The organism is Nocardiopsis protaetiae, assembly GCF_045446735.1.
Taxonomy (GTDB): Bacteria; Actinomycetota; Actinomycetes; order Streptosporangiales; family Streptosporangiaceae; genus Nocardiopsis; species Nocardiopsis protaetiae.
Genome location: NZ_JBJJBV010000035.1, coordinates 25371 through 48411 on the forward strand (window position 1 = coordinate 25371; position 23041 = coordinate 48411).

6 protein-coding genes are annotated in these 23041 nt (G+C 75.7%); 4 read left to right on the forward strand and 2 right to left on the reverse strand.

What is annotated here, in order from left to right:
• The first annotated feature begins 132 nt into the window (after positions 1–132).
• From ACJOT3_RS08470 to ACJOT3_RS08480, 3 genes are read left to right on the forward strand one after another with little or no spacing between them, the layout of a single operon-like run.
• Positions 133–8190: an SDR family NAD(P)-dependent oxidoreductase gene (locus ACJOT3_RS08470; protein WP_406970583.1), complete on the forward strand. Its 8058-nt coding sequence runs from the start codon at positions 133–135 to the stop codon at positions 8188–8190.
• Positions 8177–11479 (forward strand): type I polyketide synthase, encoded by a 3303-nt coding sequence (locus tag ACJOT3_RS08475; protein ID WP_406970585.1) that lies wholly within the window; start codon positions 8177–8179, stop codon positions 11477–11479. Before ACJOT3_RS08470 ends, ACJOT3_RS08475 begins: the two co-directional genes overlap by 14 nt.
• 33 nt (positions 11480–11512) lie before the next feature.
• Complete coding sequence (locus ACJOT3_RS08480; RefSeq protein WP_406970587.1) at positions 11513–17758, forward strand: type I polyketide synthase; 6246 nt, start codon at positions 11513–11515, stop codon at positions 17756–17758.
• A gap of 58 nt (positions 17759–17816) precedes the next feature.
• Here ACJOT3_RS08480 and ACJOT3_RS08485 read toward each other — a convergent pair whose 3' ends face one another.
• Both ACJOT3_RS08485 and ACJOT3_RS08490 read right to left on the reverse strand, forming a co-directional pair.
• Positions 17817–18179, reverse strand: a complete 363-nt coding sequence (locus ACJOT3_RS08485; RefSeq protein ID WP_406970589.1) for a cupin domain-containing protein — start codon at positions 18177–18179, stop codon at positions 17817–17819.
• 114 nt (positions 18180–18293) lie between these two features.
• Positions 18294–18857, reverse strand: a complete 564-nt coding sequence (locus tag ACJOT3_RS08490) for a TetR/AcrR family transcriptional regulator (protein WP_406970591.1) — start codon at positions 18855–18857, stop codon at positions 18294–18296.
• 173 nt (positions 18858–19030) lie between these two features.
• Between ACJOT3_RS08490 and hrpA the strand changes: the two genes are divergently transcribed.
• Positions 19031–23023: an ATP-dependent RNA helicase HrpA gene (gene hrpA / locus ACJOT3_RS08495; RefSeq protein ID WP_406970593.1), complete on the forward strand. Its 3993-nt coding sequence runs from the start codon at positions 19031–19033 to the stop codon at positions 23021–23023.
• Positions 23024–23041 lie beyond the last annotated feature (18 nt).

Sequence of the window (23041 nt, forward strand, 5' to 3'; positions counted from 1 at the left end):
CGGGTTCCGGTGTCTACCAGTGTCCGGATTTCCCATGCCCACAACACCGTTCCCGTGCAGGTGCACGGGCAGTGTCGCGGGACGCGGAAAGGCGCCGGGGCAGGAGAGGGCAGTCGAAAGGGAAGGGCAACGATGAACGGCGGACCGACCGGGACCCCCGACCCCGGTACCTGGGAGCCCATCGCGATCATCGGTATCGCCTGCCGCCTTCCGGGCGCCGGGACCCCCGACGCCTTCTGGCGCCTGCTCGGCGAGGGGCGGGAGGCCATCACCCCGCCGCCCGACCGGCTCGGCGGCGGATCGCCCGAACGCGGCCCGGCCTGGGGCGGCTACCTCCACGACGCCGAGTACTTCGACGCCGACTTCTTCGGGATCTCGCCCCGTGAGGCCCTGGCGATGGACCCCCAGCAGCGGCTCATGCTCGAACTGGGCCGGGAGGCCGTCGAGAACTCCCGCACCGCCCCCGGCGCCCTGCGCGACTCCCGCGTCGGCGTCTTCACCGCCGCCATCGGCTCCGACTACGCCCTCCTGCACGACCGGGGCGGGGCGGAGGCCATCACCCACCACACCCTCACCGGCACCCACCGGGGCATGATCGCCAACCGGGTCTCGCACTTCCTGGGCCTGCGCGGCCCCAGCCTCACCGTGGACTCCGGCCAGTCCTCCGCCCTGGTCGGCGTGCACCTGGCCATGGAGAGCCTGCGCCGCGGCGAGAGCGACCTCGCCCTGGCCGGCGGGGTCAACCTCATCCTGGTCCCCGAGAGCACCGAGCAGGTCGCCCGGTTCGGCGGCCTCTCGCCCCGGGCCCGGATCCGCGCCCTGGACGCCGGGGCCGACGGGTACGTGCGCGGTGAGGGCGGCGCCGCGGTCCTCCTCAAACCGCTGGGCCGCGCCCTGGCCGACGGCGACCGCGTCCACGCGGTCCTGCACGGCGGGGCCGTCAACCACGCCGGCGGCGACTCCTTCCTCACCCGGCCCACCGTCCGCGGGCAGGCCGAGGTCATCCGCGCCGCCCACGCCGACGCGGGCCAGGGGCCCGACCGGATCGGCTACGTCGAACTGCACGGGACCGGCACCCCCACCGGCGACCCGGTGGAGGCCGCCGCCCTGGGCGAGGTCTTCGCAGCGGGGCGGCGCGAACCCCTGCGGGTCGGCTCGGTCAAGACCAACATCGGCCACCTGGAGGGCGCCGCCGGGATCGCCGGCCTGGTCAAGACCGTCCTGGCCCTGGAACACCAGCAGATCCCGCCCACCCTGAACTTCACCGAACCGGCTCCCGGGATCGATCTGGACGCCCTGGGCCTGGCGGTGCAGACCCGCCGCGAGCCCTGGCCCGGACACGCCCCGCTGGCCGGGGTGTCCTCGTTCGGCATGGGCGGCACCAACTGCCACCTCGTGCTGGGGCCCGCCCCCGCCGCCCGGTTCGCCGGCGAACCGGACCCCACCCGCACCCTGGCCCCGGTCCCCTGGGTGCTGTCCGCGCGCTCGGAGGAGGCACTGCGCGCCCAGGCCTCCGCCCTGCACGCGCACGTGTCCGCCCGGCCCGGCCTCAAGGCCCGCGACGTCGGCTACTCCCTGGCCACCACCCGCGACGTGTTCGAACACCGCGCGGTGGTGTTCGCCCCCGGCGAGGGCGGCACCCGCGAACTGGAGTCGGTGCGCCCCGAGGGCGTCGCCGCCGTCGACGGCCCCGGACCGGTCCTGGTCTTCCCCGGCCAGGGCGGCCAGTGGGTCGGCATGGGCCGCGACCTGCTGGAGGCCGACGGGCCGCTGGCCCAGGCGTTCGCCGCCCGGATCCGCGAGTGCGAGCTGGCCCTGGGCCCCTACGTCGACTGGTCCCTGTCCTCGGTGCTGCGCGGTGAGCCGCAGGCCCCGCCGCTGACCGGCTCCCGGGCGCGCGTCGACGTGATCCAGCCGGTGCTGTGGGCGACCATGGTCTCCCTCGCCAAGGTGTGGGAGACACTGGGCGTGCGCCCGGCCGCCGTGGTCGGCCACTCCCAGGGCGAGCTGGCCGCCGCCTGCGTGGCGGGCGCCCTGACGGTGGAGGAGGCCGCCCGCGTCGTCGCCCTGCGCAGCCAGGCCCTGACCGCGCTCGCCGGGACCGGCGGCATGGCCTCCCTGGGCGTCCCGCCGCACGAGGCCGAGGAGCTCACCCGCTCCCTGCCCGACCTGCACGTGGCCGTGGTCAACGGGCCCGCCTCCGTGGTGGTCTCGGGCGCGCCCCGCTCGGTGCGCGACGCGGTCGAGCACTGCGCCGACCGGGGCGTGCACGCCGCCCTGGTCGAAGTGGACTACGCCTCCCACTCCCCGCACGTGGAGCTCATCCGCGGCCGGATCGCCGAGAGCCTGGGCCGGGTGCGCCACCGCGCACCCAAGGTCCCCTTCCACTCCACCCTCACCGGCGCCCCGCTGGGCGGACGGGCCCTGGACGCCGACTACTGGTACGCGGGCCTGCGCAACCCCGTGCGGTTCGCCGACGCCGTGGACTCCCTGGTCGCCGACGGGTACCGGGTCTTCCTGGAGGTGGGCCCGCACCCGGTGCTCGCCCACGGCCTGCGCGGCTCCCTCCAGCGCGCCGGGGTGTCCGGCCACGTCCTCACCACCCTGCGCCGGGGGGAGGGCGACCAGACGCAGCTGCTCAACGCCGCCGCCCGCGCCTTCACCGCCGGGGTGGACGTCGACTGGCCGCGGCTGTTCGAGGGCACCGGCGCGCGCCGCACCGACCTGCCGACCTACCCTTTCCAGCGCCGCCGCTTCTGGCCCGCCGTCGGCGCGCACGCCGGGACGGCGGTGGACTGGTCGACCGGGCCCGAAGAGGCCCCGGCCCCGCCCGAGCGGACCGCCCCCGTGCTGGAACTGGTCACCGGGCAGGCGGCCCGCGTGCTGTCCCGCGCGGCCCTGGCCCCGGGGGAGGAGGACCGCGCCTTCCGCGACCTGGGCTTCGACTCGATCATGCTGCTGGAGCTGCGCGACGCCCTGGACCGGGCCACCGGCGTCCGGCTGGGCGACGCCGCCCTGTTCGAGCAGCCGTCCCCGGCGGCACTGGCCCGCCACCTCGCCGGGGAGCTGGGCCGCGACGAGGTGACCGTGGGCGGCGGGACCGCCCCCGCGGTCCGGGAGCCGTCCCGTCCGCAGGCGCCGGAGCGCACCGCGGCCCCCGCCCCGGCCGTCGAGGACGACCCCATCGCGATCACCGCGATGGCCTGCCGGCTGCCCGGCGGCGCGTCCTCGCCCGAAGCGCTGTGGCGGCTGGTCGAAGAGGGCGTGGACGCCACCGGAGACTTCCCCGACAACCGCTTCTGGGACCTGGACGCGCTCTACCACCCCGAACCCGGCACCCCCGGGCGGACCTACACCCGCCGGGGCGGGTTCCTCTACGACGCCGACCTGTTCGACGCCGACTTCTTCGGGATCTCCCGCCGCGAGGCCGACGCCATGGACCCCCAGCAGCGGCTGCTGCTGGAGACCTCCTGGGAGGCCGTCCACCGGGCCGGGCTCACCGCAGAGCGGCTGCGCGGCGAACCGGTGGGCGTGTTCGTCGGCGCGATGCCCTCCGACTACGGGCCCCGGCTGGCCGACCCGGCCACCGGCGGCGACGGCGGGTACCGGCTCACCGGGTCCACCGCCAGCGTCGCCTCCGGGCGGATCGCCTACGTCCTGGGCCTGCACGGCCCCGCACTGACCATCGACACCGCCTGCTCCTCCTCCCTGGTGGCGATCCACCAGGCCGCCGAGGCGCTGCGCCGGGGCGAATGCTCCATGGCGCTGGCCGGGGGCGTCACCGTGATGTCCACCCCGGGCATGTTCCTGGAGTTCTCCGCCCAGCGCGGACTGTCCCCCGACGGGCGCTGCCGCGCGTTCGGCGCCGGGGCCGACGGCACCGCCTGGGCCGAGGGCGCCGGGATGATCGTCCTGGAACGGCTCTCCGACGCCCGCCGGGGCGGCCGCCCCGTGCTGGCCCTGCTCCGCGGTGGCGCGGTCAACTCCGACGGCGCCTCCAACGGGCTCACCGCGCCCAACCCCGCCGCCCAGGAGCGCGTCGTCCGCGCAGCCCTGGCCGCGGCCGGGGTCGGACCCGGCGAGGTCGACGCCGTCGAGGCGCACGGCACCGGCACCCGGCTGGGCGACCCCGTCGAGGCGGCCGCGCTCATCGCCGTCTACGGGGCCGATCGTGAGGAGCCCCTGCGCCTGGGCTCGCTGAAGTCCAACATCGGGCACGCCCAGGCCGCCGCCGGGGTGGCCGGGGTCATCAAGACCGTGCAGGCACTGCGCCACGGCCACCTGCCCCGGACCCTGCACGCCGACGAGCCCACCCCCCGCGTGGACTGGGACGGCGGCGGCGTACGGCTGCTCACCGAGGCCGAACCCTGGCCCGACACCGGCCGCCCCCGCCGTGCCGCAGTGTCCTCGTTCGGGATCAGCGGCACCAACGCCCACCTGATCCTGGAGGGCGTCGCCGACGAGGGCGCCCCGGTCCCGCCCCCGGACCTGCCGTTCCGGCGCCGCCGCCACTGGGCCGAACCCGCCGCGGCCCCCGCCCCGGCCGCCCCCGCCGCGCTGCTGGACGACGGGCTGGAGCTGGCCGGCGGCGACACCGTGTTCACCGGCGCCGCCGCCGCGGACGCCCCCTCCTGGGCCGCCGACCACCGGCTGCTCGGCCGCGTCCTGCTGCCCGGCACCGCCCTGGTGGAGCTGGCCCTGCACGCCGGGGCCCGCACCGGCACCCCGCACCTGGCCGACCTCACCCTGGAGAGCCCGGTCCTGCTCCCGCGCGGCGGCACGACCGACCTCCAGGCCACCGTCTCCGCACCCGGCCCCGACGGACGGCGCGGGTTCACCCTGCACACCCGGCCACCCGGCGGGGAGTGGACCCGCCACGCCTCGGGGAGCCTGACCGCGGACGCCCCCGCAATGACCAACGACACTCCCGGCGTTCCCGGTTCTGCCGATTCCGCACCGGTTCCGGAACTCGCCCGGGACTGGCCCGGCGGGGGAGTGGTCGACGCCGGGTTCGAGGAGCACGAGGCCTACGCCGGGCTGCTGCGCCGCGGCTACGCCTACGGCCCGGTCTTCCGGGGCCTGCGCCGGGTGTGGCGACGCTTCGACGGCGCGCTGCTCACCGAGACCGCCCTGCCCGACGGCACGGCGCCGGGACCGTTCACCGGACCTCACCCGGCCCTGCTCGACGCGGCCCTGCACGCGGTCCTGCTGCACGACGCCCCCGGCGGCGGCGCCCCCCTGGTGCCGTTCGCCTGGAGCGGGGTGCGCACCGCCCCCCTCGCCTCGCCGCCGCGCGTCCTGCGCACCCTCGTGGAGCACCTGGACGGCGGCCGCTACCGGCTCGTCTGCGCCGACGACAGCGGGGCCCCGGTGCTGTCGGTGGAGGAACTGGCCATGCGCCCGGTCGACCCGGCCGCCCTGTCCTCTGCCCCCGAGGAGGAACCCGACCTGTACCGGGTGCACTGGCAGGAGATCGACGGCCCCGGCGCCGACGGTGTCATCCCCACCGACCTGCCGTCCCTGGACGGCCTGTCCCCCGACGGCCCGGTACCCGGCGTCGTCTACGCCGAACTGCCCGCCCGCGTCGTCTACACCGACCACGGGCCGCTGCCCGACGCCGTCCGCGAGGGCCTGTCCTCCGCCCTGGCCTCGGTGCGCACCTGGCTGTCGGACCCGCGCACCGCCCACGCCCGCCTCGTGCTCGTCACCTGGCGCTCGGTGGTCACCCACCCCGACGACCAGCTCAGCGGCCTGGCCGCCTCCTCCGTGTGGGGCCTGCTCCGCTCCGCCCAGCGCGAGCACCCCGACCGCCTCGTGATCGTCGACTCCGACGGCGCGGAGGACTCCCACCGGGTGCTCACCCGGATCGCCGCGCTCGGCGAACCCCAGGTCGCGCTGCGCTCGGGCCGGGTCCTGGTGCCGCGACTGGTGCCCGCCGCCGAGGAGGGCGACCTCGTGCCGCCCGGACCGCTGTGGCGGCTGGCCGCCACCGCCCCCGGATCCCTGGACTCCGTCGCCCCGGTGCCCGCCCCCGAAGCGGCCTCCCCGCTGGGCGAGCACCAGGTCCGCGTCGCCGTGCGCGCCACCGGGGTCAACTTCCGTGACGTCGTGGTCGCCCTGGGCATGGTCCCCGACGACCACGGCATCGGCCTGGAGGGTGCCGGGACCGTCCTGGAGGTCGGCCCCGGGGTCACCGACCTGGCCCCCGGCGACCGCGTGGCCGGGATGTTCGGCTCGGCGTTCGGCCCGGTGGCGGTCGCCGACCGGCGGCGCCTGGGACGCATCCCCGAGGGGTGGGGCTTCGAGGACGCGGCGGCCGTGCCCGTCGTTTTCCTCACCGCCTACCACGCCCTGGTGGACGTCGCCGCCGTCCGGCCCGGGGAGAGCGTGCTGATCCACGCCGCCGCGGGCGGGGTGGGGCTGGCCGCCGTCCAGCTCGCCCGGCACATGGGCGCCAAGGTGTTCGGCACCGCCAGCCCGCACAAGTGGAAGGTCGCCGTCGAATACGGGGTCCCCCACGAGCACCTGGCCTCCTCCCGGACCCTGGACTTCGCGGCCTCCCTGCGGGCCGCCAACGGCGGACGCGGATTCGACGTGGTCCTCAACTCCCTGAGCGGCGAGTTCGTCGACGCCTCGCTGGGCCTGCTGCGCGCACCGGGCGGCGGGGCCGGCGCCGGGGGCCGGTTCGTGGAGATGGGCCGCACCGACGTCCGGGACGAGGCGGAGGTCTCCGCCGCCCACCCCGGCCGCGGCTACCACTCGTTCGTCCTTCCGGAGGTCCCGCCCGAGCGGATCGGGCAGATGCTCGAACGCGTCATGGAGCTGTTCGCCTCCGGGGTGCTGCGCCCGCTGCCGACCACCGTCCACGACATCCGCGACGCCCACCGGGCGCTGCGCGCCCTCCAGCGCGGCGAGACCATCGGCAAGACCGTGCTGCGGGTCCCCGCCCCCTTCCCCGAGGGCTCCGCCGTCCTCATTACCGGCGGCACCGGCACCCTCGGCCACCGGGTGGCCCGCCACCTGGCCACCTGGTACGGCGTCCGCGACCTGGTCCTGGCCAGCCGCAGCGGGGCCGGGGCCGACGGCCAGGACGCCCGCACCGAGGAGCTGCGCGCCCTGGGCGCCCGCGTCGAGGTGCACGCCTGCGACGCCGCGGACCGGGACTCCCTGGCCCGGCTGCTCGGATCGCTGGACCGGCCGCTGGGCGCCGTCGTGCACACCGCCGGGATCCTGGACGACGCCACCGTGCTGTCCCTGGACGACACCCGGGTGGAGGCGGTCCTACGGCCCAAGGTGGACGCCGCCTGGAACCTGCACGAGCTCACCGCCGGCCACGGCCTGGGCACGTTCCTGCTGTTCTCCTCGATCACCGGCACCCTGGGCTCGGCCGGACAGGCCAACTACGCCGCCGCCAACGTGTTCTGTGACGCCCTGGCCCACCACCGCCGCCAGCGCGGCCTGCCCGCCCTGTCCCTGGCCTGGGGCCTGTGGGGCGAGGCCAGCGGGATGACCGGCCACCTGGACGACGGCGACCTGGACACCCTGGGCCGCGGCGGCCTGCTGCCCATGGCCACCGACCGCGCCCTGGCCCGCATGGACGCCGCCCTCTACCTGGACCGGACGGTGCTCGCCCCCGCCCTGCTCGACCTGGAGGCCGCCCCCGACCTGCCGATCCTGCGCGAGCTGACCGGCGGCCGGGAGGAGGCGGCGGCCGGACCCGCGGCCGCCGAGCCGCCGCTGTCGGCGGCCCGCCTGTCCGGGCTCTCCGGCGCGGAACGGGAGCGGACCCTGGTCGCGGCCGTGCGCGAGCACACCGCGGTCGTCCTGGGCCGGGGCGTGGAGGGCGCCGCCGAGGTGCCCGCCGACCGGCCCTTCAAGGAACTGGGCCTGGACTCCCTGACCGGGGTGGAACTGCGCAACCGCCTGGGGGCCGCCTGCGGCCTGCGGCTGCCCGCCACCGCGGTCTTCGACCACCCCACCCCCCGGGCGCTGGCCCGCTTCGTCGCGGAGGCGCTCTTCCCCGCGGAGCCGGAGCCCGCCCCCGCACCACGGAATTCCCAGGTCCCCGAGAGCACCGAGGACAGCCGCATCGACGACATGGACGTGGAAGGTCTGCTCGACCTCGCCCTGCACGGAGACGACGATCCCTTCACCGAAGGCGAACAGGAGACCGTTGATGGCCACCGATAGCGACCAGACCGCCAAACTCGTCACGGCCCTGCGTTCGGCCCTCAAGAAGAACGAACGCCTCCAGGAACAGCTGGACCGGGCCCCCGAGCCGGTCGCCGTCGTCGGCCTGGGCTGTCGCCTGCCCGGCGGCATCGACGGCCCCGGAGCCCTGTGGGACCTGCTCGAACGCGGCGGCGAAGTGCTGGGCCCGCTGCCCGCCGACCGCGGCTGGGACCTGGAGTCCCTGCTGGGCGACGACCCCGGCCGCCCCCGCTCGGCCATGTCCCGGGGCGCGTTCCTGACCGGGGCAGCCGACTTCGACCCCGAGTTCTTCGGCATCTCCCCCCGCGAGGCCGAGTCCATGGAACCCCAGCAGCGACTGCTGCTGGAGACGGCCTGGGAGGCCCTGGAACGCTCCGGCATCGTCCCGTCCTCGCTGGCCGGCAGCGACACCGGCGTCTACGTGGGCGCCATCGCCCAGGAGTACGGCCCCTCCCTCACCGACGCCCCCGACGACGGGTTCGCGGTCAGCGGCACCACCACCAGCGTCGCCTCCGGCCGCCTCTCCTACACCCTGGGCCTGACCGGCCCGGCCGTCACCGTCGACACCGCCTGCTCCTCGTCGCTGGTGGCCGTGCACCTGGCCGTGCAGGCACTGCGTACCGGGGAGTGCTCGCTCGCGCTCGCGGGCGGGGCCACCGTCATGGCGCAGCCCGGCATCCTCACCGAGTTCACGCACCTGCGCGGTCTGGCCCCCGACGGCCGCTGCAAGGCGTTCGGGGCCGGCGCCGACGGCGCCGGCTTCTCCGAGGGCGCCGGCATGGTCGTCCTGGAACGGCTCTCCGACGCCCGCCGGGCCGGGCACCCCGTGCTCGCCGTGATCCGGGGCAGCGCCGTCAACCAGGACGGCGCCTCCAACGGGCTGACCGCACCCAACGGCCCCTCCCAGGAGCGGGTCATCCGCGCCGCCCTGGCCGACGCCCGGCTGACCCCCGCCGACGTCGACCTGGTCGAGGCGCACGGCACCGGCACCCGGCTGGGCGACCCCATCGAGGCGCAGGCCCTCATCGCCGCCTACGGGCGGGCGCACACCCCCGACCGGCCGCTGTGGCTGGGCTCCCTCAAGTCCAACCTGGGCCATGCCCAGGCCGCCGCCGGGATCTCCGGGCTGATCAAGCTGGTGCTGGCGCTGCGCCACGGGGTGCTGCCGCCCACCCTGCACGCCGACGAGCCCACCCCGCACGTCGACTGGTCCGAGGGCACCGTCCGGCTGCTGGACCGGGCCCGGCCCTGGCCCGACGGCGCCCCGCGCCGCGCCGCGGTGTCCTCGTTCGGGATGAGCGGCACCAACGCGCACATCGTCGTCGAGCAGGCCCCCGCCGTCCCGGAACCGGAGCGCACCCCCGCCCCCGGGACGGTGCTGTGGCCGCTGTCGGCCCGCACCCCCGCCGCGCTGGCCGGGCAGGCCGCCCGGCTGCGCGACCGCGTCGCCGCCGACCCCGGCCTGGACCCGGTCGACGTCGGGTGGACCCTGGCCACCGCCCGCGACACCTTCGAGCACCGCGCCGTCGCCTGCGGCGGCGACCGCGACACCCTGCTGGCGTCGCTGTCGGCGCTGGCCGAGCGCCGCCCCGCCCCCGGCGCCGTGACCGGCCGCGCCCGCCCCGACCGCCGCACCGTGTGGGTGTTCCCCGGCCAGGGCGGCCAGTGGGCCGACATGGCCGCGGGCCTGCTGGCCGACTCCCCGGTGTTCGCCCACACCATCGCCGACTGCGAACGCGCCCTGGCCCCGCACACCGACTGGTCCCTGACCGCCGTGCTGCGCCGCGCCCCCGGCGCCCCCTCCCTGGACCGCGTCGACGTCGTCCAACCGGTGCTGTGGGCGGTCATGGTCGCCCTCGCCGCCCTGTGGCGCTCCCACGGGCCGCGCCCCGACGCCGTCGTCGGCCACTCCCAGGGCGAGGTCGCCGCCGCCTGCGTCGCCGGACTGCTGTCCCTGGAGGACGCCGCCGCCGTGGTCGCGCTGCGCAGCCGCGCCGTCCTGGAACTGTCGGGGACCGGGGCGATGGCGTCGGTGGCGCTGCCCGCCGACCGGGTCCGCGCCGATTTGGCGGGCCGCGGCGCCGACCTGCACGTCGCCGTCGTCAACGGGCCGTCCTCCACCGTGGTGGCGGGCGAGCCCGAGGCCGTCGCCCACCTGGTCAAGGAGTACGACGAGCAGGGGGTGCGGACCCGCCTGGTCGCGGTGGACTACGCCTCCCACACCCCGCACGTCGCCCGGCTGCGCGAGCGCATCCACACCGACCTGGCCCACATCTCCTCCCGGGCCGGGGAGATCCCGTTCCTGTCCTGCCTCACCGGGACCGTGGCGGGGGAGGGGGAGCTGGACGCCGCCTACTGGTACCGCAACCTCGCCGAACCGGTCCGCTTCCACGACGCGGTCACGGCCCTGCTCGCCGACGGCCACGACCTGTTCGTCGAGGTCGGCCCGCACCCCGTGCTCTCGCCCGCGCTGCTGGAGACCTTCGAGGCCCAGGGGGTGCGCGACGCCGCCGCCGTGTCCACCCTGCGCCGGGACGAGGGCGGCCTCGACCGCTTCCGGGCCGCCCTGGCCGAGGCGTTCGCGCACGGTGCCGCCCCCGACTGGACGACCGTGTTCGGCGGGGGCGCCCGGACCGTGGACCTGCCCACCTACGCCTTCCAGCGCCGCCGCTACTGGCGCGACCGGGGCCCCGCGGCGCCCGCCGCGGCGATCGCACCCGCCTCCGGCGCGATCGGGTCCGAGGACGCCGAGGAGACCTGGTCCCCGCCCGCCGGCTCCTCCGCGGACGAGAGGGCCGGGGCCGTCCTGGACCTGGTCCGCACCGAGACCGCCGCCGTCCTGGGCCACCGGGGGCCCGAGGACGTCGAACCGCTGCGCGGGTTCCTCGACGCCGGCGGCACCTCGCTGGGCGCCGTCCGGCTGCGCAACCGCCTCAACGGTCTGACCGGCCTGGACCTGCCCGTGACGGTGGTCCTGGACCGGGCCACCCCCGCCGCCCTGGCCGAGCACGTCTACGGGCTGCTCGAAACCCGGGCCGCCCCGCCGCCGCTGCCGCTCCTGGACGAGCTGGCCCGGCTGGAGGGCGCGGTGGCGGCCGCCCAGAACACGGGCCCCGTCCCCGACGGCGTACGCCGCGAACTCGCCGACCGGCTGCGCGGCCTGCTGCGCCGGGTCGACGCCGCGCCCGAGAGCGCCGGCACCGACCTGGACCAGGCCACCGACGACCAGCTCCTGGCCCTCATCGACCAGGAGTTCGGTATCTCCTGACCCCGGATACCCGACGACCGTGAGAGCACACGCATGACGAATGAGGACAAGTTTCGCCAACTGGTCAAAAAAATGGCCGTCGACCTGCGCCAGGCCCGCACCCGGGTCGAAGAGCTGGAAGAGCGCGACCACGAGCCGATCGCGATCGTCGGCATCGGCAGCCGCGTCCCCGGAGCCGCCGGACCCGAGGCCCTCTGGGACCTGGTGGCCGAGGGCCGCGAGACCCTCGGTCCCTTCCCCGAGGACCGCGGCTGGGACCTGGAACGGCTGCTGTCACCGGACCCCGACGCCCCCGGCTCCACCTACGTCCGCTCCGCCTCCTTCCTCGCCGAGGCCGGGGACTTCGACCCCGCCTTCTTCGGGATCAACCCCCGCGAGGCCCTGGCCATGGACCCCCAGCACCGGCTCGTCCTGGAGACCGCCTGGGAGGCCCTCGAACACGCCGGGATCGTCCCCGACTCCCTGCGCGACACCCCCGCCGGGGTGTTCGTCGGCCTGGTCGGCCAGGGGTACGGCCCGCCCGTCCAGGAGTCGCCGCCCGGCCTGGTCGGCTACCGGATGCTCGGCGGCATGCCCGCCGTCGCCGCCGGACGGGTGTCCTACACCCTGGGGCTCCAGGGCCCCGCCGTCACCGTCGACACCGCCTGCTCCTCCTCGCTGACCGCCATCGCCCTGGCCGTGCGCTCCCTGCGCTCGGGCGAGTCCTCCCTGGCCCTGGCCGGAGGCTCGGGGGTGTACACCGAGGTCACCCCCTGGGTGTCCTTCGACGGGCACGGCGTGCTGGCCGCCGACGGCCGCTGCAAGGCGTTCTCCGCCGACGCCGACGGCACCGGCTGGGGCGAGGCCGCGGGCATGATCGTCCTGGAACGGCTCGCCGACGCCCGCCGCCACGGCCGCCGCGTCCTGGCCGTGCTGCGCGGGATCGCCGTCAACCAGGACGGGGCCTCCAGCGGGCTGACCGCGCCCAGCGGACCCGCCCAGGAGCGGGTCATCCGCGCCGCCCTGGCCGACGCCCGGCTGACCCCCGCCGACGTCGACCTGGTCGAGGCGCACGGCACCGGCACCCGGCTGGGCGACCCCATCGAGGCCGGGGCGCTCATGGCCACCTACGGCCGCGACCGCACCGGCGAACCCCTGTGGCTGGGCTCCCTCAAGTCCAACATCGGGCACACCGGCGCCGCCGCCGGGGTGGCCGGGGTGATCAAGGCCGTCCAGGCGCTGCGCCACGGGGTGCTGCCGCCCACCCTGCACGTCGCCGAGCCCACCCCGCACGTCGCCTGGGAGACCGGCGGGGTCCGGCTGCTCACCGAGGCCCGGCCCTGGCCCGACACCGGCGCCCCGCGCCGCGCCGGGGTCTCCGCGTTCGGGGCCAGCGGCACCAACGTCCACACCGTCCTGGAACAGGCGCCCGAGCCCGAGCCCGCCCGGGAGGGCGTCACCCTGCTCCCCGGGGGAACGGCCCCCGCCCCCGTGCCGTGGGTGCTGTCCGGGCACACCGCCGACGCCCTCGCCGACCAGGCCCGCCGCCTGCACGACCACGTCACCGCCCACCCCGACGCGGACCCGGCCGGCATCGGGTGGACCCTGGCCGCCCACCGCACCGCCCACGCCCACCGCGCCGCCGTCGTCGGCGCCGACCTGCCCACCCTGCTCTCCCGTCTGGACACGCTGGCCTCCAGAGCCGCCACGGCCGCGGGCACCACCGGTGCCGCCCGCGAACCCGGCACCGCACGCGGCCGCGCCCGCGAGGGCCGCACCGTGTTCGTCTACCCCGGCCAGGGCTCCCAGTGGGAGGGCATGGCACGCGCCCTGCTCACCGAGTCGCCCGTGTTCGCCGAACACATCGCCGCCTGCGAGAGCGCCCTGGCCCCGCACAACGACTGGCGGCTCACCGACGTCCTGCTCGGCCGCCCCGGCGCACCCGACCCCGACCGCGCCGACATCGTCCCCCAGCTGCTGTGGGCGGTCATGATCGCCCTCACCGCCCTGTGGCGCTCCCACGGCATCCACCCCGACGCCGTCATCGGCCACTCCCAGGGCGAGGTCGCCGCCGCGCACATCGCCGGCGCCCTCACCCTGGAACAGTCCGCCGAGGTCATCGCCGTGCGCAGCCGCCTGCTCGGCAGGCTCACCGGCGACGTCGCCATGGCCGTGGTCTCCCAGGGCGCCGCCGACCTGGCACCCCTGCTCTCCGAGACGGGCGGCGACCTGCACATCGCCGTCGTCAACAGCCCCGGCACCACCGTCGTGGGCGGCGACCGCGACGCCGTCGCCCGCCTCATCGAGGCGTGCGGCGCACAGGGCGTGCGCGCCCGCCTGTTCGCCGACCGCCTCATCTCCCACACCCCCCACACCGAGGCGGTCCGCGACGACCTCCTCGCCGAACTCGCCCACCTCACCCCGCGCACCCCCGACACCCCCCTGTACACACCGGTCACCGGCGGCCTCCTGGACCGGCCCGCCGACGCCGGGCACTGGTACGCGGGCCTGAACGGCACGGTGCGCTTCCAGCAGGCCACCGAGGCCCTGCTCGCCGCCGGACACACCCGGTTCATCGAGGTCAGCGCCCACCCGGTGCTCACCGTCCCGATCACCGAGACCATCGCCGAGACCGGCGCCAACGCCGCCGCCCAGGGCACCCTGCGCCGCGACGAGGGCGGCACCGAACGCCTGCTCACCGCCCTGGCCGAGGCGTTCGCGCACGGCGCCGCCCCCGACTGGACGACCGTGTTCGGCGAGGGCGCCCGCACCGTCGACCTGCCCGCCTACGCCTTCCAGCGCCGCCGCCTGTGGCTGGCCGACACCGGCCCCCGCGGCGACGTGTCCGCCGCCGGACTGGAGACCGAGGAGCACCCGCTGCTCGGCGCCGCCCTGCCGCTCGCCGACACCGGCACCGTCCTGTTCACCGGGCGGCTCTCCCGCACCGCCCAGCCCTGGCTGGCCGACCACGCCACGGGCGACACCGTGCTGCTGCCCGGCACCGCCTTCCTCGACCTGGCGCTCACCGCCGGCGACCGGCTCGGCGTCCCCCACGTCGCCGAACTCATCGTCCAGGCACCCCTGGTCCTGCCCGAGACCGGCGCCGTCCAGGTCCAGGTCGCCGTCGAGGCCGCCGACGGCGACGGGCACCGGGCGGTCACCGTGCACGCCCGCCCCGCGGGCGACCCCGGTGCCCCCGACCTGGGGGAGCGCCCCTGGACCCGGCACGCCGCCGGGACCCTGGCCCCCGAACCCGCCACGGCACCGGCCGACCTCACCGCCTGGCCGCCCGCCGGGGCCGAACCCGCGGACACCGCCGACCTCTACCCCGCCCTGGAGGCCGTCGGCTACGCCTACGGCCCCGCCTTCCGCGGACTGACCGCCGCCTGGACCCGCGGCGACCAGGTGTGGGCCGAGATCGACCTGCCCCCGGCCCACCACGCCGACGCCGCCCGGTTCGGGCTGCACCCCGCCCTGGCCGACGCCGCCCAGCACGCCGTCGGCTGCGCACCCTGGATGCCCCGCGACGGGGTACGGCTGCCCTTCACCTGGAGCGGCGTCACCCTGCACGCCACCGGGGCCACCCGGCTGCGCGTCCACATCCGACCCACCGGCACCGACGAGGTGGCGATGCTGCTCGCCGACTCCGCCGGAGCACCCGTCGCCACCGTCGACTCCCTGGTCCTGCGCGCACCCGCCGCCGCCCCGGGCAGGGGCGGGGCGGGCCCCGACGACCTCTTCCACATCGCCTGGGGGCCCGCCCCCACCGCCGCGACGACCCCCGGCCGGCAGGTGTGGGCGGTCCTGGGCGAGGACCTGTTCGACACCGCCTCGGCGCTCACCGCCGCCGGGCACACCGTCCGCGCCCACCCCGACACCCACGCCCTGCTGGCCGCGCTCGACGCCGGGGCACCCGCCCCCGACCGCGTCCTGCTCGCCCGGCTGGTCCCCCCGACCGACCCCGGACCCGCCGACGTACGCGCCGCCGTCAAGGACACCGTCACCGCCGTGCAGCGGCTGCTCGCCGATCCCCGCACCGAGAACGCCCGCCAGGTCGTCCTCACCCACCGGGCCGTGGCCGCCGCCGACGGCGAGGACGTCCCCGACACCGTCCACGCCCCCCTGTGGGGGCTGGTGCGCGCCGCCGCCCAGGAACACCCCGGCCGGTTCGCCATCGTGGACACCGACGACCCCGGCCGCAGCGCCCCCGTCCTGGTCACCGCCCTCACCGGCGGCCACGAACAGGTCGCCGTCCGCGCCGGGCAAGCGCTGTCCCCCCGCCTGGCCCGCACCGACCGCACCGGCACCCCCCTCGACCTGGGGACCGGCACCGTCCTGGTCACCGGTGCCACCGGCACCCTGGGCGGCGAGATCGCCCGCCACCTGGTCGACCACCACGGCGTACGCGACCTGCTCCTGGTCAGCCGCAGCGGCCGCGACGCCAAGGGCGCCACCGAACTCGAAGCCGACCTGGCCGACCGCGGCGCCCACACCACCCTGGCCGCCTGCGACACCGCCGACCGCGACCGGCTCGCCGCCCTGCTGGCCGACCACGACATCACCGCCGTCGTCCACGTCGCCGCCGCCCTGGACGACGCCCTGCTCACCTCGATCACCCCCCAGGCCGTCGACCGGGTCCTGCGACCCAAGGTCGACGCCGTCCACCACCTGGACGAGCTCCTTCCCGACAGCGCCGCGTTCATCCTGTTCTCCTCCGCCGCGGGCACCCTGGGCAGCCCCGGCCAGGCCCACTACAGCGCCGCCAACGCCTACACCGACACGATCGCCCACCGGCGGCGCGCCCGCGGCCTGCACGCCGTGTCCCTGTCCTGGGGCATGTGGGCCCGGCGCGGCGGCGGCACCGCCCGCCTCGACGACAGCGACATCGGCCGCTACGCCCGCCTCGGACTGGCCGGACCCATGCCCACCGGCCACGGGCTCGCCCTCTTCGACGCCGCCCTGGCCACCGGCCGCCCCCACCTGCTGCCCGTCCCCCTGGACCTGGCCGGGGCCCGCGCCCGGGTCGCCCGCACCGGCACCGTCTCCACCATGCTCTCCGGCCTGGTCCGGCCACCGCGCCGCCGGGCCGGCGGCGCGGGACCGGCCGCAGCCGACCTGCGCTCCGCCCTGGCCCGCACCCCCGCCGAACGGCGCCCGCAGACCGCCCTCACCCGCGTCCTGGCCATGACCGCCGAAGTCCTGGGCCACACCGACGCCTCCGAGGTCGCCGCCGACACCCCGTTCCTGGAAATGGGCTTCGACTCGCTCACCGCCGTCGAACTGCGCAACCGGCTCGCCGCCGCCACCGGCCTGCGGCTGCCCGCCGGGCTGGCGTTCGCCCACCCCACCCCCGACGCACTGGCCGCCCACCTGGTGTCCGAGCTCACCGTCGAGGAGGAACCGGCCCCGCACGAGGGCGGGCGCCCCGCCGCCGACGGACTGGTCGACCTGTTCGTGGACGCCTGCCGCAGGCGGCGCATCGCCGACGGCCTCGACCTGCTGTGGTCCGCCTCCCGGATGCGGCCCACCTTCACCGGCGCCGCCGACGGGCCGCCCCGCGTCCCGGTCCGGCTGTCCCGCGAGGGTGAGGCCACCCGGCTCATCTGCCTGCCGTCGATCCTCATGGTGTCCGGGGTCCAGGAGTTCGCCCGGTTCGCCGGGCACATCCGCGGCCACCGCCGGGTGGACGTCATCGCCCAACCCGGGTTCGGCGAGGGCGAACCGCTCCCGGAGAGCATCGACGCCGCCGCCGAGCTCCTGGCCGACGCCGTCGCCGAATGCGCGGGAGACGACCCCTACATCCTGGTCAGCCGCTCCTCCGGCGGCTGGGTCGCCCACGAGGTGGTGCGCCGTCTGGAGGCCCGCCGCACCCGCAGGAGGGGCCGCAGCAGGTTCTTCCGCGACCGGGACCGCAAGAAGGCCCCGCTGCCGGTGCTCACCGCCCTGATGGACACCCCCGACCCCGTCGACCTGGACGTGTCGGGCCTGCCCACCATCGAGACGGGCGTGGTCGAACGCGCGGAGATGATCGGCATCATGGACGGCGTCCGCCTCACCGCCATGGGCGCCTACCTGCGGCTGTTCCAGGACTGGCGGCCCGAACCGGTGAAGACCCCGGTTCTCCAACTGCGCCCGGAGCAGCCCACCGTCGACCGGGACGGGCACCCGCTCGCCCCGTTCACCTGGACGGGCGAGCACGAGGTCCTGCACGTCCCCGGCGACCACTTCACCATGCTGGAGGGGCACGTCGACCTCGTCGGCGCCCTCTTCCACGAACACCTCACCGCCCGCGGCCTGTGACGGTGCCCGGCCCCCGCCGCCCCCGCGGCGGGAGCCGGGCGGTGGTGGGCGCCCGGGGTCAGGAGGCGGTGACGTGGTACACCTTGCGCAGCGTCTCGTGCACCGTCCACCGGGTCCGGTCGCCCGCGCGCAGCAGGCACACGTCGCCCGGGCCGACCTCCATGACCGGGCCGCCCTCCACCTCCACGGTGGCGCGCCCGCTCAGCACTACGAAAACCTCGTCGGCCTCGGTGTCGGTCACCGTGCCCGGGGTGATCTGCCAGACGCCCCGGCTCTGGGAGCCGTCGGCCGACTCCCACAGCGTGCAGGAGGAGACGCGCGGGTCGCCCGCCACGACCTGCTCCGGGTCCAGGGGGTCGGGTTCCAGCTCCACGTCCGCGACGCGGGCGACGAAGGGGGCCAGGCCTGAGAGCGTGTTCATACCTCGATGATGAACGCGAAGGCCCCCGCCGGGAACGTTCACGGTGTTCCCGGCGGGGGCCGGATTCTGACAGGGTGACCGGGGCGGCCGCGCTCCCTAGCGGGTGGAGCGCGGTCAGCGGGTGGCGTGCAGCAGGTCCAGCAGGTCGTCGACGATGGCGTCCGGGTCGGTCCCGGTGGTGAGGTGCCCGGCCAGCTCCAACTGGACGGCGCCGTGCACCGCGGCCAGCAGCAGGCAGGTGCACCGCTCGGGGTCGCGGTCGGGCATCTCCCCCCGGCTCTGGCACTGGCGCACCACGTCCGACATCACCTTGGAGGTGCGGCCGGCCGCCTGCTCCAGCTCGGGCCGCGGACCGGTCCACGGGCCGCCGTAGATCAACCGGAAGCGGACCGGGTGCTCCAGCGCCCACGAGACGTAGGCGTGCAGGACGGAGCGGAGCGTCCCGCCGGGGTCGTTCGGGGCGTCGGCGGCACGGTTGACCAGCGCGGCCAGCCGGTCCATCTCCCTGGAGGCGATCACCGCCAACAGGGACTCCTTGTCCTCGAAGTGCTTGTAGGGGGCCATGTGGGACACCCCGCTCAGTCGGCCGACCTCCCGGAGTGTCACCGCCTCGACGCCGCCGCCGTCCAGCAGGGCGGTGGCCGAGGCCAACAGCACGGTACGTGTGTCGTGGGGCATATCCCCATGCTAGGCCTTGTAGCGGTACAGACCGGAGCCGTTATCCGACGGAGACCAGGAACAACGGCGGCCGGCCCGGCGTTGATCCGGTGGGCACGCGGCACCCCCGCCGTACCCGTTTCCGTGCGGCCTCCGGGAAAACCGGTTGCCGCCCCTCCTACCCTTGACTATTGATGAGCACCACCACGCCCGCGCCCGCCGCGGACCACCTCCGTTCCCGGCTCCGCGACCTCATGCCCGCGGACCGGCACCGGCTGCGCCGCCGCATCGACGGCCTCGCCAAGATGCGCGACGAGCGCCGCCGCGCCTCCGTCCTGATGCAGATCGCCAAGGACGTCGACGAGGCGCACCTGCGCGTGGACCTGCGCCGCGAGGCCGTCCCCGAACTCACCTACCCCGAGTCGCTGCCGGTCAGCGCCCGCCGCGACGACATCGCCGCGGCCATCCGCGACCACCAGGTCGTCATCGTCGCCGGCGAGACCGGGTCGGGCAAGACCACCCAGCTGCCCAAGATCTGCCTGGAGCTGGGCCGCGGCGTCATGGGCACCATCGGGCACACCCAGCCCCGCCGGCTGGCCGCCCGCACCGTCGCCGAGCGCATCGCCGAGGAGGTCGGCACCCCGCTGGGCGCCACCGTCGGCTACAAGGTGCGCTTCACCGACACCTCCGGCGAGGACACCCTCGTCAAGCTGATGACCGACGGCATCCTGCTGGCCGAGATCCAGCACGACCGGATGCTGCGCGCCTACGACACGCTCATCATCGACGAGGCCCACGAGCGCAGCCTCAACGTCGACTTCCTGCTGGGCTACCTCAAGCAGCTGCTGCCCAAGCGCCCCGACCTCAAGGTCGTCATCACCTCGGCCACCATCGACCCCGAGCGGTTCTCCCGCCACTTCGACGACGCCCCCATCGTCGAGGTGTCCGGCCGCACCTACCCGGTCGAGGTCCGCTACCGGCCCATCTCCGAGGACATCCTCGACCCCGAGGAGAAGAATCCCAGGGGAGGTGCCGCGCCGGAGGCGTCCGTTGAGGGTGGTGGCGGGCGACGGGTGGGCACGGACCGCGACCAGACCCAGGCCATCCTCGACGCCGTCGACGAGCTCTCCCGCGAGGACCCCGGCGACGTCCTGGTCTTCCTCAGCGGCGAACGCGAGATCCGCGACACCGCCGAGGCCCTGGAGAAGCAGAAACTCCGCAACACCGAGATCCTGCCGCTCTACGCCCGCCTCTCGGTCGCCGAGCAGAAACGCGTCTGGTCCTCCCACACCGGCCGCCGCATCGTCCTGGCCACCAACGTCGCCGAGACCTCCCTGACGGTCCCCGGCATCAAGTACGTCATCGACCCCGGCACCGCGCGCATCTCCCGCTACTCCCACCGCACCAAGGTGCAGCGCCTGCCCATCGAGGCCGTCTCCCAGGCCTCCGCCAACCAGCGCAAGGGCCGCTCCGGCCGCGTCTCCGAGGGCATCTGCATCCGGCTGTACTCCGAAGAGGACTTCCTGTCCCGCCCCGAGTACACCGACCCCGAGATCCTGCGCACCAACCTCGCCTCGGTCATCCTCCAGATGGCCGCCCTGGGCCTGGGCGACGTCGCCGCCTTCCCGTTCGTGGACGGCCCCGACCACCGCCAGATCAAGGACGGCGTCAACCTCCTCACCGAGCTCGGCGCCCTGCACCCCGACCCCACCGGCGCCAAGCGCCGCCTCACCCCGCTGGGCCGCCGCCTGGCCCAGCTGCCGGTCGACCCGCGCCTGGGCCGCATGGTCCTGGAGGCCGAGAAACGCGACTGCCTGGCCGAGGTCCTGGTCATCACGTCCGCGCTGTCCATCCAGGATCCGCGCGAACGCCCCACCGACAAACAGCAGCAGGCCCAGCAGGCGCACGCCCGGTTCACCGACAAGGAATCGGACTTCCTCGCCTACCTGAACCTGTGGAACCACCTGCGCGACAAGCAGAAGGAGCTGTCCGGCAACCAGTTCCGCCGCATGTGCCGCGAGGAGTTCCTCAACTACCTGCGCGTACGCGAGTGGCAGGACATCCACGGCCAGCTCAAGCAGGTCCTGCGGCAGATGGACGTGGAGGTGCCGCCGCTGCGGCCCGAGGCCGCCGACCCGCGCGCCGTCCACATGTCCCTGCTCGCCGGGCTGCTGTCCCACGTCGGCCTCAAGGACCCCGAGAAGCACGAATACCTCGGCGGCCGCGGCGCCCGCTTCGCGATCTTCCCCGGCTCGGCGCTGTTCAAGAAACAGCCCCGCTTCGTCATGGCCGGCGAACTCGTCGAGACCTCCAAACTGTGGGGGCGCATGGTCGCCCGCATCGAACCCGAGTGGGCCGAGGAACTCGCCGGGGACATCGTCAAGCGCACCTACAGCGAACCCCACTGGGAGCGCAAGCGCGGCGCCGTCATGGCCTACGAGCGCGTCACCCTCTACGGGGTGCCCATCGTCGTGCAGCGCAAGGTGTCCTACGGCAGGGTGGACCCGGAGATGTCCCGGGACCTGTTCATCCGCCGCGCCCTGGTGGAGGGCGACTGGGACACCCGCCACCACTTCTTCCGCGACAACCGCGCCCTGCTCGACGAGGTCGAGGACCTGGAGCACCGGGCCCGCCGCCGCGACATCGTCGTGGACGACGAGACCCTGTTCCGGTTCTACGACGCGCGCGTGCCCGCCGACGTCGTCTCGGCCGCCCACTTCGACGCCTGGTGGAAGAAGACCCGCCACGAGCAGCCGACCTTCCTCGACTTCACCCGCGAGGACCTCATCAACGACGGCGTCGCCACCGTCAGCGAGGACGACTACCCCGACACCTGGCGCCAGGGCGCCCTGGTTTTCCCGCTCACCTACCAGTTCGAGCCGGGCAGCGACTCCGACGGCGTCACCGCCCACATCCCGCTCAAGGTCCTCAACCAGGTCGAGGCCGACGGCTTCGACTGGCAGATCCCGGGCCTGCGCCCCGAACTGGTCACCGCGCTCATCCGGTCCCTGCCCAAACCGCTGCGCCGCAACTTCGTCCCCGTCCCCGACAACGCCGACCGCGCCCTGGGCGGGCTCACCCCCTACGAGGGGACGCTCACCGCGGCGCTGGCCGCCGAGCTGACCCGCATGGCGGGGGAGCGGATCGGGGCCGACGCCTTCGACCTCACCCGGGTTCCCGACCACCTGCGCATCACCTTCCGCGCCGTGGACGACCGCGGACGCGCCCTGGCCGAGGACAAGGACCTGGAGCGGCTGCGCGCCAAGCTCAAACCGCGCCTGCGCGAGGCCATCTCCGCCGAGGCCAAGGGCGTGGAGAAGAAGGGGCTCACCACGTGGGACTTCGGTCCGCTGGAGCGCACCCTGGAACGCAAGGCGCTGGGCCCCAAGGTCAAGGGCTACCCGGCCCTGGTCGACGAGGGCGACAGCGTCGCCGTGCGCATCTTCGACACCGAGGCCGAACAGCGGGCCGCCATGCGCCTGGGCACCCGGCGGCTGCTGCTGCTCAACCTGCCCTCCCCGGCCGCCGTGGTCAGCAAGGGGCTCAACAACCCCGACAAGCTCGCCCTGGCCGACAGCCCCTACGGGTCCGTCAAGAAGCTCCTCGCCGACGCCGAGGCGGCCGCCGTCGACCACCTGCTCGCCCGCGAGGGCGGACCGGTGTGGAACGGTGACGACTTCGCCGCCCTGGCCGAGCGCATCCGCGCCGACCTGGGGGACACCGTCGCCGAGATCCTGCCCAGGGCCGCCCGGGCCCTGGTGCTGTGGCGCAAAATCACCAAGAAGGTCAAGGGCACCACGTCGCTGGCCGTCCTGCCCTCGCTCAACGACGTCCAGGGCCAGCTCGGCTCCCTGGTCGGCGACGGGTTCGTCGCCGCCACCGGGGTGGCCCGCCTGGACGACCTGCACCGCTACCTGCGCGGCATCGAGTACCGGCTGGAGAAGCTGCCGGAGAACCCGCGCCGCGACCAGATCGGCATGTCCAAGGTCGAGCAGATGCGCCAGGCCGTCGCCAGGGCCACGGGCGCGCTCAAGCCCGGCCGGGCCGCCGACCCCGACGTCACCGAGCTGCGGTGGATGCTGGAGGAGTACCGGGTGAGCCTGTTCGCCCAGGGGGCGATCCGCACCGCCTACCCGGTGTCCGACAAGCGGATCATGAAGGCCGTCGAGGCGGTCAAGGCCGCCTAGAGCGCCCGGACCGCCGCC

Excerpts from the sequence above, each read along its gene's own strand:
- ACJOT3_RS08470 (WP_406970583.1), top strand. The coding sequence starts at position 133 with ATGAACGGCGGACCGACCGGGACCCCCGACCCCGGTACCTGGGAGCCC.
- ACJOT3_RS08475 (WP_406970585.1), top strand. The coding sequence starts at position 8,177 with ATGGCCACCGATAGCGACCAGACCGCCAAACTCGTCACGGCCCTGCGT.
- ACJOT3_RS08480 (WP_406970587.1), top strand. The coding sequence starts at position 11,513 with ATGACGAATGAGGACAAGTTTCGCCAACTGGTCAAAAAAATGGCCGTC.
- ACJOT3_RS08485 (WP_406970589.1), bottom strand. The coding sequence starts at position 18,179 with ATGAACACGCTCTCAGGCCTGGCCCCCTTCGTCGCCCGCGTCGCGGAC.
- ACJOT3_RS08490 (WP_406970591.1), bottom strand. The coding sequence starts at position 18,857 with ATGCCCCACGACACACGTACCGTGCTGTTGGCCTCGGCCACCGCCCTG.
- hrpA (WP_406970593.1), top strand. The coding sequence starts at position 19,031 with ATGAGCACCACCACGCCCGCGCCCGCCGCGGACCACCTCCGTTCCCGG.